The organism is Mulberry dwarf phytoplasma (genome assembly GCF_056504655.1).
Genome location: NZ_CM151418.1, coordinates 577,323 through 591,680, shown reverse-complemented (window position 1 = coordinate 591,680; position 14,358 = coordinate 577,323). Strand labels below are relative to the sequence as shown.

General features: G+C 28.2%; 11 protein-coding genes. 8 read left to right on the top strand and 3 right to left on the bottom strand.

From position 1 onward, the window contains the following. The first annotated feature begins 199 nt into the window (after positions 1–199). From nusA to pth, 5 genes are all read left to right on the top strand, one after another. Positions 200–1,273 carry a transcription termination factor NusA gene (nusA, locus tag JAHGCCOI_RS02940; protein ID WP_479491946.1) on the top strand — a complete coding sequence of 358 codons (1,074 nt, stop codon included), beginning with the start codon at positions 200–202 and terminating at the stop codon, positions 1,271–1,273. Between the two features lie 5 nt (positions 1,274–1,278). Further along, a complete protein-coding gene (locus tag JAHGCCOI_RS02935; RefSeq protein WP_212509137.1) occupies positions 1,279–1,536 on the top strand; it encodes a YlxR family protein in 258 nt (85 codons plus the stop codon). A 159-nt stretch (positions 1,537–1,695) separates the two neighbouring features. Continuing rightward, positions 1,696–3,555: a translation initiation factor IF-2 gene (gene infB, locus JAHGCCOI_RS02930; protein ID WP_479491945.1), complete on the top strand. Its 1,860-nt coding sequence runs from the start codon at positions 1,696–1,698 to the stop codon at positions 3,553–3,555. A 3-nt stretch (positions 3,556–3,558) separates the two neighbouring features. Next, the gene (gene rbfA / locus JAHGCCOI_RS02925; protein WP_212509139.1) at positions 3,559–3,900 is read left to right on the top strand and encodes a 30S ribosome-binding factor RbfA; all 342 of its coding nucleotides are present in this window, start codon (positions 3,559–3,561) and stop codon (positions 3,898–3,900) included. 301 nt (positions 3,901–4,201) lie between these two features. Then, positions 4,202–4,768: an aminoacyl-tRNA hydrolase gene (gene pth / locus JAHGCCOI_RS02920; RefSeq protein ID WP_479491944.1), complete on the top strand. Its 567-nt coding sequence runs from the start codon at positions 4,202–4,204 to the stop codon at positions 4,766–4,768. A 107-nt stretch (positions 4,769–4,875) separates the two neighbouring features. Here the strand turns inward: pth and JAHGCCOI_RS02915 are convergent, their stop codons facing one another. The 3 genes from JAHGCCOI_RS02915 to JAHGCCOI_RS02905 form a co-directional block, all read right to left on the bottom strand. Next, a complete protein-coding gene (locus JAHGCCOI_RS02915; RefSeq protein WP_479491943.1) occupies positions 4,876–6,156 on the bottom strand; it encodes a hemolysin family protein in 1,281 nt (426 codons plus the stop codon). A 487-nt stretch (positions 6,157–6,643) separates the two neighbouring features. Then, positions 6,644–9,085, bottom strand: a complete 2,442-nt coding sequence (gene priA, locus JAHGCCOI_RS02910) for a replication restart helicase PriA (RefSeq protein WP_479491942.1) — start codon at positions 9,083–9,085, stop codon at positions 6,644–6,646. A 158-nt stretch (positions 9,086–9,243) separates the two neighbouring features. After that, positions 9,244–10,041 carry an ATP-dependent metallopeptidase FtsH/Yme1/Tma family protein gene (locus JAHGCCOI_RS02905; RefSeq protein WP_479491941.1) on the bottom strand — a complete coding sequence of 266 codons (798 nt, stop codon included), beginning with the start codon at positions 10,039–10,041 and terminating at the stop codon, positions 9,244–9,246. A gap of 288 nt (positions 10,042–10,329) precedes the next feature. On the opposite strand from JAHGCCOI_RS02905, the gene JAHGCCOI_RS02900 reads away from it, so the two are divergent. The 3 genes from JAHGCCOI_RS02900 to JAHGCCOI_RS02890 all read left to right on the top strand — a co-directional run bounded on the left by JAHGCCOI_RS02900 (position 10,330) and on the right by JAHGCCOI_RS02890 (position 13,591). Then, complete coding sequence (locus JAHGCCOI_RS02900; protein WP_479491939.1) at positions 10,330–10,746, top strand: Panacea domain-containing protein; 417 nt, start codon at positions 10,330–10,332, stop codon at positions 10,744–10,746. A 231-nt stretch (positions 10,747–10,977) separates the two neighbouring features. After that, a complete protein-coding gene (locus JAHGCCOI_RS02895; protein WP_479491937.1) occupies positions 10,978–11,421 on the top strand; it encodes a hypothetical protein in 444 nt (147 codons plus the stop codon). A 1,228-nt stretch (positions 11,422–12,649) separates the two neighbouring features. Next, positions 12,650–13,591 carry an IS3 family transposase gene (locus tag JAHGCCOI_RS02890; protein WP_479492250.1) on the top strand — a complete coding sequence of 314 codons (942 nt, stop codon included), beginning with the start codon at positions 12,650–12,652 and terminating at the stop codon, positions 13,589–13,591. Positions 13,592–14,358 lie beyond the last annotated feature (767 nt).

Below are 14,358 nucleotides of genomic sequence, written 5' to 3'. Positions count from 1 at the left end.
TTAAGGATGCATAAAAAATTGTTATTTGCCTTGGGAAATGATATAATTATATTATGAGTTATTTTTTTTCATCAAAAGATAAAAATGGTGTTTGTAACAAATCACTGTTTTTTTATTTTGTATCTGGTTTTAGTTGGTTGCGTTTGTTAATGTTAAATTCGCCCATATCTAACAAGATGCATTTACTAGGAGGTATCGTTTGATTAGTAAGAATTTTTTTAAACTTTTAGATAAAATCGCTCAAGAAAGAGATTTAGATAAAGACCAAGTTATTGATGCTTTTGCTAAAGGATTGATTTCTGGTTGCAAAAAAAATCATAAAGTGAAAAGCTGTAAAATCCAGTTAAAAGAAGACAAAAGCGAAATTATTTTATATAAACAATTTTTGGTTGCCGACGAAGCTACTATGAGCACTATTAATTTAAAAGAGTCAACTCCCATTACTCTTGAAGAAGCCCAACAAATTAAGCCTCATGCCAAAATAGGTCAAGTAATTGATATTAAAGTTGATCCTAAAGATTTTAATCTATACGCTGTCAAAGAACTTAAAAATCAATTCAACGAAGAGCTTACCAAAAAGAAAAGAGAAAACATTTATAATTTTTTCAAACAACAAGAAGGCAAATTAATTAGCGCTAAAATTATTTCGGAAAACGATAAATTTTATAATTTGGAATTAGAAAAAGAAATTACTACCTTGTTGCCTAAAAAAGAAATTGCTTCCAATAATGAAATGCAAGTAGGCGAAAGAATTCAAGTTTTTGTATCAGAAGTAAGAAAAACTACTAAATGGCCTAAGATTTTTGTCAGTTGTAATCATGTGGGACTTGTAGTTAAAGTGTTAGAAGAAAATATTCCTGAAATCCAAGAAGGCATCGTTAAAATTGCAGGGGTTGCCCGCATTTCTGGCGAACGTACCAAAATTGGTTTATTGTCCTGCGACGCTCAAGTAGATGCCATTGGCTCTTGTATTGGCGAAAGAAGCAACCGTATTAAAAATGTTATCAAAATCCTTAAAGACGAAAAAGTTGATTTATTTGTTTGGAGCGACGATCCCCAAGAACTTATTGCAAATGCCCTCAAACCTGCTTCATGCCTTCAAGTTGTCATCAAAGACGACATTAACAAATACGCTCTTGCAATTGTTCCTGACGACCAATTTTCTTTAGCGATTGGTAAATTAGGTAAAAATGTTAAATTAGCAGCGGAAGTAACTAAGTGGAATATTGATATCAAAACCTTAGATCAAGCCCAAACAGAAGGATTAATTTAATTGTAATGACTGTTTTGCGAACTTGTATAGTTTCTAAAAAAATTCAAGATATCAAAAAAATGATTAGAATAAATAGCACTAAACAAGGAAAAGTAGCTGTTGATTTTAATTTAGCACTTCAAGGAAGAGGAGTATATCTAACTTTAAAACTTGAATATGTTATTTTGTCGCAAAAAAAGAAACTTTTAGATAAAAAACTCAAAACCAAAGTTCCTGAAGAAATATATCAAACTCTTTTAAAATTGATTGCTTTACAAACTTAGCAAACATTTTTATATTTTATTTATGCATTTTTCCATCTTTGAAATATTTTTTGTTCACTTCACACTTCACATTTTTTATTTTTTGCCCAATTTATTTTTTATGTTGCAATCTTTTATTTTCATGCATTAAAAATTATTAAAATTAAAGGAGGGATGTAAATGACCCTTAACAAAAAAACAAATAATGAAAATTCATCCAAAACTACCCCTAAATTATCCAAGGAAACGGATTTGCGAAACGATTTTGCTAGTAAAAACTATGTTTTTAATCCCCAAGACAAAGTTTTTCAAATCGCTCAAGTTTTTGGCATTACCAGTGCTTTTTTAATTAAAAAATTATTACAATTAGGACTTAAAGCAGATGTTAATCAAACCTTAGAAAAAGATATTGTTGAACTTTTAGCCAAAGATTACAATATTCAAGTAAGCGAACCCCAAGAAAAACACACCCCACCACAACTTCAACCGCAAATGTCTTCCCTCACTAAAACCAAACCCAACCAAAAACTTAATTTTCAAAAAACACCGCCCATTGTAACTATTATGGGACACGTTGACCACGGCAAAACCACCCTATTAGATGCCATTCGAAAAACTCGTGTAGTTGATCAAGAATTTGGAGGCATTACCCAACACATAGGAGCTTATCAAGTTGAATACCAAGGAAATAAAATAACTTTTATTGATACTCCAGGACATGAAGCTTTTGATAAGATGAGGGCTAGAGGAGCTAAAATTACTGATATTTGTATTTTGGTAGTAGCAGTTGATGATTGTGTCAAACCACAAACCTTAGAATCCTTGAAGCACGCCCAAAAAGCCCAAATTCCTATTATTGTTGCTTTAAATAAAATTGATAAACCCAATAATAACACACAACAAATTATGCAAGAATTATCTAGTTATGATTTGTTGCCTGAAGAATGGGGCGGTACTACTCCTTATATTGCTATTTCTGCTTTAAAAAGAGAAGGTTTGGAAAAAATATTAGAAATTATTCTTTTAGTTAGTGAAATCCAAAATTTACAAGCTAATCCCGATCAAAAAGCTCAAGGAACAGTTATTGATGCAAGCCTTAATAAATCTTTAGGACTGGTGGCTACTTTTATTGTAAGTGATGGCAACCTTAAAGTAGGCGATATCGTCGTTGCTGGAGCTTCTTATGGAAAAATTCGTTCCATGGAAGATGAAAACAAAAAAACACTAACCAAAGCCTTACCTTCGCAACCTGTGCGTGTTGCAGGATTAAAAGGAGTGCCTCAAGCAGGAGATATTTTTTACGCCGTTGCTAATGAAAAACAAGCACGCCAAATTGTAGCCGAAAAAAAATCCCAAACTAAAGAAACTTTAGCCAAAACCCTTTCACCTCTTAATTTAGAAGATATTTTACAAGACTTAGAAACCGAAAAACCGCAAGAACTAAATATCATTTTAAAAGCTGATACTCAAGGAAGTTTGGAAGCGCTTCAAGGTATGATTGCCAAAATTAAAGTATCTGATCTTAAAGTGCAACTTTTGCGCGCTGCTGTTGGCACCATTACAGAAACAGATATTGCTTTTGCCAAATCATCAGACAGTTTGTTAATAGGCTTCAATATCAAACCTGCTTCTTCCACACTCAAATCTGCTCAAAGACAAGAAGTAAAAATTACTATTCATAATGTTATTTACCGCATTATTGAAGATATTGAACAAAAATTAAAATCTATGATTAAGCCTACTTTTGAAGAAGTGGTTACTGGTAAAGTAGAAGTAAGAAAAATTTTTAATATCAGTAAAGTTGGCAATATTGCTGGTTGTTATGTGACACAAGGTATTGTCAATAATAGCGATTTTGCCAAAGTAATGCGCAATGATGAAGTTTTATTTAAAGGTAAAATTGCATCCTTAAAACATCTCAAAGACAACATTAAATCTGCCAAACAAGGTTATGAGTGCGGCATTTTACTTGATGGTTTTAATGATTTTGAAATTAATGATATAATAGAAACATCTAAACTAAGCAAAGTAGAGGAATAAAAAATGGTAACAACAGCTGAAAGATTGTCTAGTCTAATTCAAAAAGAATTGGTGTTAATTAATGATGTTATTCAAGACGAACAAATAGGATATATTAATTTAACCGATGTTAAAGTAACAAAAGACTTGTCTTTTGCTAATGTTTATTATACTATTTTAAGCGATGATCCAACTGTTTTGAAATTAACAGAAGAAACTATTCAACAAAATAAAGTTGTTATTCGGTTGGAATTAGCTAAAAAAATTAAAAATTTTCGTAAAATACCTGATTTAGTTTTTAAATATGATAAATCTTTATCTTATGGACGCCGTATAGAAAATATTTTAAAAGATATTAATAAATAATTCTTTCTTTGTTATTTGTTTCAATAATTTATATAAGATATGCTTTAATAAAGGCGTCTTTTTTCTTTATTGGCGTTGGTATTTTGTTATCTTTGTTATTAAAAATAATTTGCGCATAAAATACAAAAATTAAAATCACTTTTCTTTGTGCAATTCCAAAAAATAATATAATTAGTAAAATAATTCAAATATATAATTGCAAAAATAAATTTGCAAACGGCTTTTGTTTTGTTTTTTTGCTTTTGCTTATCATAAATAATAAAGTGAAATAATAAAACACAACAAAAAGAAAGAAAAAACGATGAAACTTATTGTAGGTTTGGGCAATCCAGGTACCAAATTTGTAAACACTCGTCATAATGTTGGTTTTGCTGTTGTTGATTCTTTTTTAAGTCAAAATAAATATCAAATCTTGAAGGAAGCCAAAACCGCCCACATTTATCAAATTAATTTTAACCACCACCAATCATTATTGATTAAACCACAAACGTATATGAATTTATCAGGTGAAGTGGTAAAAAAAATTATAAATAAATATCGCATTAAGATAGAAAATATTTTAGTTATTGTAGATGATATTTATTTGGATGAAGGCAAATTAAAGTTAAAAATGCAAGGTGGTCATGGAGGGCATAACGGATTAAGGAATATTATTGATCGTTTAGGCACTAAACAATTTAAAAGGTTAAAAATAGGAGTAAGTTTAGATTCTTGCATGCCTTTGGATCAATATCTTTTAACGCCTGTCAATGCAAGCAGTCAAAAAAATATTTTAAAAAACATTAATATTATTAATAAAATTATATTTAATTTTATCCAAGATGTGGATTTTAATATTTTAATGAATGGGTATAATTCTAAACTTTGATTTTGTATTACCCATTATTATTTATTTGAAAATAAATGATTTCTTAATTGAACAAATTTATAAAGGTATAAAAAAAGAGCAAATATGAAAATATTTGCTCTTTTTATTTATTTTATTTCTTCTTGTAAATCTATTTTTGTGATTTTGATTTGAGAAATTACTTTATCATTGTGTTTTAAGATTGTAAATTTAAAATTCTTGTAAATGATTTCGATATTTTTGTCATTTGGTTTGGGGAATCTTCCCAATTGGCCTATTAAAAAACCACTTAAAGTATCATAATCTTCAGTGTTAAATTCTAATTTAATTGCTTCTGCGACCTCTTCTAAATCAGCAAATCCATTAACAATATATTCATTTTTGGCAACTTCTTTAATCATTAGCTCTTCATTGTCGTATTCATCCGAAATTTCACCTAAGATCTCTTCAATTAAATCCTCAAAAGTAATTATTCCAGCTGTGCCACCATATTCGTCAATTACTATTGCCATATGGGTTTTGGTTTTTTTCATTTCGCGGAAAAATTCATTAGTATTTTTTGTATCTGGGACCAAATAAGGTTTTCTAATGAATTTTTTCAAATCAAAAATTTTATTTGGGTTTGAGGACATTAAATAATTAAAAATATCTTTAACATGTAAAATGCCTATAATATTATCAATACTATTTTCATAAACTGGAAAACGTGTGTATTTTTCATTTTGGATAGTTTTAATTAATTCTTTTTTGGTAATTTCAACATCAATTGCAACTACTTCGGTGCGGTGGCGCATTACTTCAGAAATGTTTGTGTGATCAAATTCAAAAATATTTTGAATCATTTTATTTTCATCTTTGTCAATGATGCCTTTTTGATAACTTGAAGTTAACATTAAGCGTAGTTCGTCTTCTGAGACTTGTATGCTATTTTTGTTAGGATTTAGTCCGAAAACAATAAGAAAAAGATTACTTACTTGAGTCAAAATCCAAACCAAAGGCGTAATTAACCAAGCAATTAAGGAAATAGAACCAGAAAAAAGATAAGCAATTTTGGAAGGTGCATGCATTGCTATGCGTTTAGGAATTAATTCTCCAAAAATAATAGAAAGGGTAATAATTAAAGCCTCAATTCCGATGTTATGTAATGAAAAATGCCCTTCTGTTTCTCTTAGCCAACAAGATGTTACAATATTTCCTTGAAAAAAAGTAATGATGTGAATCATAATTTGAATTACTGATAAAAAAGTGGTTGGTTTGGCTTTGATTTTTTTGACTCTTAGAGCATTTTTATTGCCCTTTTTGATATCTAATTCAATTTTGCTTTCGTTAGTAGAAATAAAAGATATTTCGCAAGTTGCAAAAAAAGCATTTAATGCGATTAAAATAATCAATATGACTATCGGATTCATAAGAAAAAACACCTTTTGGCATTAATGCACATTTTTTTATTTGCTAAATTTGATTTTTTACCCACAAACGTCTTTTTTTCAAAGATCTTTATTGTGCTAAATTTTATACTATCACTATCGTCCATATTTTTTTGAAACAACACCTCGCCTTTAATTTATATTTTTAATAACTAACTGATTTCATTTTAACATAAATAATAAAAAATGTCAATTTATAAAGTAAAATAATTGCTGGTTTTTCATTTGTTTTTGCTCGCTTTTTGTGGTACATATTTTTTTGTTAATGGAAAATAAAAGCAATAAAAAAGAATAGTAATTTTATTTGGGTATTTCTTTTGGTTTTGTGATTTTTTTGTGATTTGTGGTAATTGAAAAAATTGATGACTATTTTCAAAAACTTCTGTTTGCTATTATTGTTGCCTTTTGGTTTGGCGTTTCTTTTTTGCCTCCATGCAATTTTAATTTATCTTTGGATTTTATAATTTGTTTACAATAAATTAGCAAACCTATCAAAAATAATTAAAGCATCTTGGTGAATGTTGTTTTCCAAAATAAAATCTAGATCCAAAGGCCAAATGCTATATTTTAGTGTCAATAAACAGCGATAACGGTTATTTTTTTTAGGAATAAGTGATAAAACAGGACCTAAAACAGTTATTTTGTGTGAAAAGCGATTGGCCAATGCTGCTTTGATGCGGTAAGCAATATCAAAAGTTTTTTTAAAATCTTTATGAGAGATTAAAATTTGGCTCAGGTATCCAAATGGAGGGTTTTGTGACATTTTTCTTTCTTCTAAAAGTTGTCTCAAAAACTCCTTTTCTTCATATTTGACTGCCGCATTAATTGCAAAATGGTCTATATTATAGCTTTGCACAATTACTTTGCCTTGTTCTTTTCTGCCACAACGTCCTGCTGCTTGAATGAGTAATTGAAAGGTTTTTTCTGAGCCTTTAAAACTAGGAATTTTGAGTAAAGAATCTGCCATTAAAATACCTACTAAAGTAACTTTGTGAAAGTCAAGTCCTTTGGCAATCATTTGAGTTCCTAACAAAATATCTGCTTTTTCTTGATTAAAATCGTTCCATAATTTTTCGTATTGACTAATTTTTGTGATAGTATCTGAATCAAATTTGATAAGTCTTGCTTGCAAAAATTCTTTTTGGAGATAAGCTTTGATGTATTCGATACCAACGCCTACTTCTTTTATTTGTTCTTTGGAGCAGCGCATGCATTTTGGTGTAAATTGCTCTTTATAGTTGCAATGACTACATTTTAATAGTTCTTGTTTTTGATAAAAAGTAAGGCTATTGTTGCATTTATGGCATTTGGGGACAAAGCCGCAAAAACGACATAAAACAAATGGTGCAAAACCTTTAGTGTTGATAAATAAAATGGCTTGTTGTTGTTTGGCTAGAACTTCCCTTAATGCATGTTTAAGGCTTTGGGAAAAAGGTTCTAAATTGCCTTTTTTTAATTCTTCTTTCATGTCTACAAGTTCGATGGTAGGTAAAGCATCAATTAAAGCTCTTTTGGTAAGGCTTAAAAGTTGATAATTTTGTTGTAAAACTTGATAATGACTTTCCAAAGAAGGAGTAGCGCTTCCTAAAATTAAAGGAATTTTGTGGTATTTAGCCCTTATTTGTGCCAAGGTTCTTGCATCATAAGTGGCGCGCTCTTTTTCTATTAAAGCCTCGTCGTGTTCTTCGTCAATGATGACAATTCCTAAATTATTTAAAGGAGCAAAAATAGCACTACGAGTGCCTAAAACAATGCAGGCTTGTTGTTCTTTGATTTTTAAAAATTGGTCTAAATGTTCTTTGGGGCTTAAATAACTGTGTAAAATAGCTATATTTTTGTTTGTGAATTTGGCTTGGAGGCGTTGCATTAAAGGAGCTATTAACATTACTTCAGGTACCAATAATAAAACTTGTTTATTTTGATTGAGAACTTTGGTAATTAAATGGAGATAAATTTCAGTTTTGCCTGAGCCTGTTTTTCCGTGTAAAAGATAAGTTTTGTGGTAGTTAAGATTTATTTTTTGTGCTATTTGTTGTTGTTCTTCATTCAAAATTATTTTTTTGTCTTCTGCAAGTAAATCAAAGTTGTGATTTAGAACTATACTTATTTTTTGTTCTGTTTGTAAAAGAATCTTTTTGCGGATTAAGGATTGAATAATGCTGTTTGAAGTCAATTCTAAGGCTTTTTTTCTTGTGATTTCTTGAGTTTTTATTTTTGGTTTGCTATGTTTGATTTCATTTGAGCTTGTTTTATCTAACATTTTTAAAGGTTTTAATTCTTTTAATTTTGCAATAAAATCTTTTTGCTTGGGTGTTAATTTTATATCTTTTTGTTCACTTAATTGCGGATTAAGGTGGTAAATGCATATTTTTTTTTCAGTGTTTTTTTCTTTGAGTTGTAAAATATCTTTGATTATGACAATTTTTTTCTTAGATAGTTTTGTAAAATATTCTAATAGTTTTTCTTGGGATTTGTTTTTGGGATTTAAAAAAAGTTCCTTTTTGTTTGCGAAAAAACCTTTGAGATTTTCAGGAAATAACTCCTTATTTATAATTTTAATTTCTTTTAAAAAAGATTTTACAAATTCTTTGGGGAAAATAGTTTCATAAACTAAGGCTTTAATAATGAAAGGAGTTTTTAACATTTCTTGGGATAATAAAAAAAATTCTTGATCAAAATAAGGAGTTTCATCTAAAATAGTTATTATTTCTTTTAAGTTCTTATTGAACTTGCTATTTTCTTTTAAATTGATAATATAGCCTAAGCGTTGCGAATTAGCATTACCAAAAGGAACTACAACTCTCATTGCTTTTTTGATTATCTTTTCAAAATGGGGTGGTACCAAATAATCAAAAGGTTTGTTAATTCCTTGATATGTAGTTTTTATATCTATAATTATTTCAGCTATCAATTTTTTATCCTTGCTTTCCTTATTGCTTTAGTTTTTGAGGGTTTGATACTTCAATTATAACAAAATTATAAATCATTTGGGATTAATAAAAAAAGAGACTTTAAAAAGCCTCTTTGGGATTTGTTTGATTGTAATTAATGTGTGTAAACGATTTTAATTTATTTTTTTACAGTAGCTAATTTATTTTTGTTAGGTTTATTACCTGCTTTGGTTTTAGTTTTTTCAGAATTTTCTTTTTGTGCTTCTGGTTGTTGTGTCTCATCTAAAGCATAAATTTCTTTTTGGCTTAAAGTATCTTTATCTAATAAAGTTTGGGTTATTTTTTCTACTAATACTTTATTTTTTTCTAAAATGTTTTTAGCTTGTTTGTAGCATTCATCTACTATTTTTTTAATTTCTTGGTCTACTTGATAACGAGTTTGTTCGGAACATTTTTCAAAGTTAATATATCCTAAAGGACTCATTCCTGAATAAACCACCATCCCAAAAGCAGTGCGAGTAGCTTGTTTAAGATCGGAATACATTCCATTAGTTCTAGCTTTAGAAAAGAGTTCTTCAGCGGCTGCTCCACCTAAGGCAACAACGATGTTATAGGTGAGTTGTTTTTCGGTATTGCAAAAATATTCTTTATCAGATGTAGGCCACATATAACCTAGAGCGCCTCCTCTTGGAGTAATAGTGAGGGTTCTTACTTTTTCAGAACTATGAGGGTGCTTCATTACAATAACAGCATGTCCTGCTTCGTGGTAAGCTGTCATTTTTCTTTCTATTTCATGAATAACTAAAGATTTTTTGGCAGGTCCCATATAAACTTTGTCAACTGACTCTTCTAATTCATGCATAGTAATAAAAGCTTTTTGGTTTTTGGCTGCTAAAAGAGAGGCTTCATTAAGAACAGCTGCAAGTTGGGCTCCATTCATTCCTGGAGTTCTTTTAGCTAAATGGCTAAAATCCACTAAAGGTTCTATTTTTTTGTTACGAGCATGAATTTTTAAAAAAAATAAAACAAAATTGTATTTTTTAACTCATCGATCTAATAAATTAAACACACACCCATTAAGATTAATTTTTTACAACAAACATTATAATTATATTTTGTAATTGAATAAAACTATTTTTAAAAAACACCAAACACATTTAATACCATAAAAAGGTTCCTTTAAGAGGAACCTTTTTTTATTTAATACCCAACAAATTGATTACAACAAAAAAAGTTCATCAAAAAATAAAGTAAGGAGAATGAAATGAAATATCAAATTAAAAAACTATTGAAGCAACTTAATAAATTAAAAAAAGAATTAGGGTTAATTAAACAATTGTGTTATAATACCAATATGCAAAATTATTATAAAAAGGGGCAAGCAATGCAAAAACAAACTCAAATTGATATCCTAGATGTAGCACAATATATTATTAATTATCAAAATAAAAGTGATTATACTAAAATGAAACTTCAAAAGTTTGTTTTTTTAGTTTATTGTAAGTATTATGTAGATTATAAAAAAGAATTATTTCCTAATGATTTCGAAGCATGGGAGTATGGTCCTGTTTCCCCAAAGTTATATTTAAAAACTTTATCTTATACTTCTGGATTTCAAAAAAGTGATCAAATAAAAGAAAATTTTAAAGAAGATCGTTTTACTTCTGAACAAAAAAAATAATAAATCATATATTAAAGCGATACGGAAGCCGAACTTCAAGTTTTTTAGTTAAATTAACTCATAAAGATCTATCACCATGGTGTAATTGTTTTATCTCAAAAGATTGGAATTTAAATTCTATTACGAATGAAGTTATTTTAAAATATTATTCTAAAAAGGGCAATGCAATTTAAATTATGATAAAAATCAAAGCAATTCAAGAAAATATTGAAAAAATCCAAATGATATATTTTGTTAACAAATGTTTTTTGTTTAGATTTTGATAAATTAAAAAATAAACTTTTAAAATTTTTTAATAACAAAACGTTTGATGAAATTAAAAAAACCAAACATTGTAAATTGTTAAAAGAACCTTTAAGTAAAATAAAAAAATTTTGTAATTTAACAAACGATATTAAAGATCTTCTTTCTGAACAAAATATTTTTAAAATAAGTATTGATAAATGTCAACGAGTTATTGGTTATTTTATTAAACAACAAGATATTTGGTATTTTAATGTTTTTTTATATGATCCTTTTCATCAATATAATTTTTGTGAATCTAACAAAAATTTAAATCAAATTGCTTTGAAACATCTTTATAAGTTTTTGCAAATTAGTAATTTAACTTATGATACAATTCAAAAATTAGTTTATAAGCATCGTAAGCTAAGAAAGATTTTAAAAAAACAGTGAATTAAAAAAATATTTATATTATTAATATCAACCCCGAGATTGAAAAAACGACATCTACGGAACTATTATTACAAATTGGGAGCAAATACACGCTTAATTACAGCAGCCTAACCAACTGCCACGGACTTGATTATTCCGTGAGGTCATGCGGTTGGTCAGTCAAACGAAAGAATGGCGGATTACAGCAGAACCTAAAAGTGGTTAAAAAATGAAAGCTACAAAATCCCAAATGCCTCTTAAACGCATTATTTTGCCCCTCTCGCTTTGATTTAAATCCAATTAGGGTAATAACCCTAGTCTTAATTTATACCCCCCCTTAAATTCAATTTCTTGAAAAAGCAGTCCTCAAAACCCTAGGAAAACACTTACTTTTAATTTTTACAATTTTGACATAAATTAAAACGAATCATTTTTTAAAACTAATTTAGACCACCTCATTTGAGGGGTCATTTTTTTATTTTTAAGGGAGATTTTTTTGATCGTTTTTTGACAACTTTTTTTCATTTTTTTGTCTCTTCCAGACAAAATCGCTAGTGTTTATGGTAAGCAATTTGCCATTTAACCCTGTTATTATATGGCACAACTACCCCAAAATCAAAAACTCCGCATTATTGTGTAAAAAAATGAAACCCATGTCGTTTTATAGGTGAGTTTTTCATTTTTTCGGCCTATATATATATTGTACATCTTTCTTATTAGGTTAAACCCGTGGGTAAACCTAAACACCAATTCAAAAAGCCCTCCAAGGCTGTTTTGAATTGGGTTGTGATAGATAATACTTAATTCGGGTTTAACCTAATAAGAAAGATTTATCATTAATATTATTATATTTAATATTAAATATAATAATATTAATGATAATAATTAAATATAAAAACCTATCAAGGGTTTTTATATTTAATTATAAATAATAAATTTATTATATTATATCATGACATATAATGTTTAGATAAAATATATTATCTAACCAGGTGCCCGTCAAATTAAAAAATTTAACGGTCAAATTAAAATACCCCCTAAATCCCCAAAGGGGACTTCATAAGAAAGGGGGTAATAGTTAATTGTAATGTACTTCGGCTGACCGCCTAGTTCGCTCTGCTCGTCTTAGAATACTAATCATATTATATAATAATTTAATAAATATATTTTAAAATTAATTTTTAATGCATTTTTTAGTTATAATTATTTTTGTAATGAATAAAAAATATTAAGATAATTGGGGTTAATGATGCAAAAATTAAAGAAAAAATTAAAATTATTACAAAATATGGTTTCTCACATTCAAACTATTAATAAAAAAATAGTTTTTAAACTGGTTAAACAATTTGTCAAAGATCTCAATTTAACTACCATTTTAAAAACAATTCGTATTAATCGAAGTACTTATTATTATTGGCTAAAAATTGAAAAAAAGTTAAAATTAAAAGAAACAAAACATTTTTTGCAACAACAACGTATTCAAACTTTATGTTTACAACATGAATATTTTTACGGTCATCGTAAAATTACTGATTTATACCAAGAAATTTTTAATGAATTTATTACTAAGAAAAAAGTTTATCTTATCATGAAAGAAAATAATATTTGTTGTAAGTTAAGGCCTAAAAAAAATAAATATTATTATAAAAATTTAGAATCTAACCTCAAAGTAGTCCCAAATTTAATTAATCAAAACTTTACTACCTCCCAACCCATGAAAAAACTATTTACCGATATTACTTATTTTCCCACTCCCCAAGGATTTATTTATTTTTCGTGTATTATTGATTCTTTTAATAATCAAATTATTGCCTCCCACACTTCAAACCGACAAAATAAAGAATTAATTTTAAATACAATCAAAAAAATTCCTACTTTAAAAACCCCTTGTATTATTCATTCAGACCAAGGTAAAGTTTATCAATCTCTAAAAGTACAAAAAGTTTTAACTAAAAAAGGGTTTTTAATTAGTATGTCTCGTAAAGCAACCCCACGTGATAACGCTGTCATTGAAAATCTTTTTGGCCAGATGAAAAGTATTTTATCCAACCAACATCCCTTTTTATTCCAAAAAACACCAAGTAAAATCAAAAAAATTATCAACCAATTCCCTTCTTTTTGGAATAATAAATGGTTATTAACTAAATTAAACAATTTATCTCCTTTGCAATACTTTCAAACTTTTAGATAAATATTTAATTATGGATATATAAAATTATAACCTTTGGAAAAAGGTTGTTTTGTTGTACATTTTTTTCTATAAAAATCAAAAATTCCGCATTATTGTGTAAAAAAATTTAATCCATGTCGTTTTTATGGTGAGTTTTTCATTTTTTCGACCTATATATAGTGTAGGGATAAAATATTTAAAAAAAATATCTTTTGAAACTAGCAAATTATGAAAAAACATTAGACACTTTTTAAGTTTAATGAAATTATTTGTTAGTTTGAAAAGATATGAAATTATCTATTTAATTTTAAGTCTTAAAGAGTAATTTTGAAATAAAAAAGTGTCTAAAAAAATGGAACACCTCAAATTTAAATGATAGGAATAATGAAATGATGAAATATATTAAAAAATAATGACAATAATGACAAAATATGGGCGCGAATAAACGCACCATTATAGCAATCTAGCCAATTGCCACGGACTTGATTATTCCGTGAGGTCATGCGGTCGGTCAGCCAAACGAAAGAATGGCGGATTACAGCAGACCGTAAAAGCGAAGTGAGGTGAAATAACTAGCCAAGATGCTTTCGCAAGACTAAGATAGTCATGGAAAAGGTGCAAATCCCTAATCGTGGAAATTATCGTAATCTCATAACGTCAGGGCAAGTTATTGAAATCCCTGAAATGAAGGAAGATATGAAGATATTAGATTTGTCTTCATATATAATCACATGTCGCTTTAAATAGCACCCTTCATGATATCGTTGACGGAAACAAAGTGTTCTAGT

Excerpts from the sequence above, each read along its gene's own strand:
- JAHGCCOI_RS02935 (WP_212509137.1), top strand. The coding sequence starts at position 1,279 with ATGACTGTTTTGCGAACTTGTATAGTTTCTAAAAAAATTCAAGATATC.
- infB (WP_479491945.1), top strand. The coding sequence starts at position 1,696 with ATGACCCTTAACAAAAAAACAAATAATGAAAATTCATCCAAAACTACC.
- rbfA (WP_212509139.1), top strand. The coding sequence starts at position 3,559 with ATGGTAACAACAGCTGAAAGATTGTCTAGTCTAATTCAAAAAGAATTG.
- pth (WP_479491944.1), top strand. The coding sequence starts at position 4,202 with ATGAAACTTATTGTAGGTTTGGGCAATCCAGGTACCAAATTTGTAAAC.
- JAHGCCOI_RS02915 (WP_479491943.1), bottom strand. The coding sequence starts at position 6,156 with ATGAATCCGATAGTCATATTGATTATTTTAATCGCATTAAATGCTTTT.
- JAHGCCOI_RS02900 (WP_479491939.1), top strand. The coding sequence starts at position 10,330 with ATGAAATATCAAATTAAAAAACTATTGAAGCAACTTAATAAATTAAAA.
- JAHGCCOI_RS02890 (WP_479492250.1), top strand. The coding sequence starts at position 12,650 with ATGCAAAAATTAAAGAAAAAATTAAAATTATTACAAAATATGGTTTCT.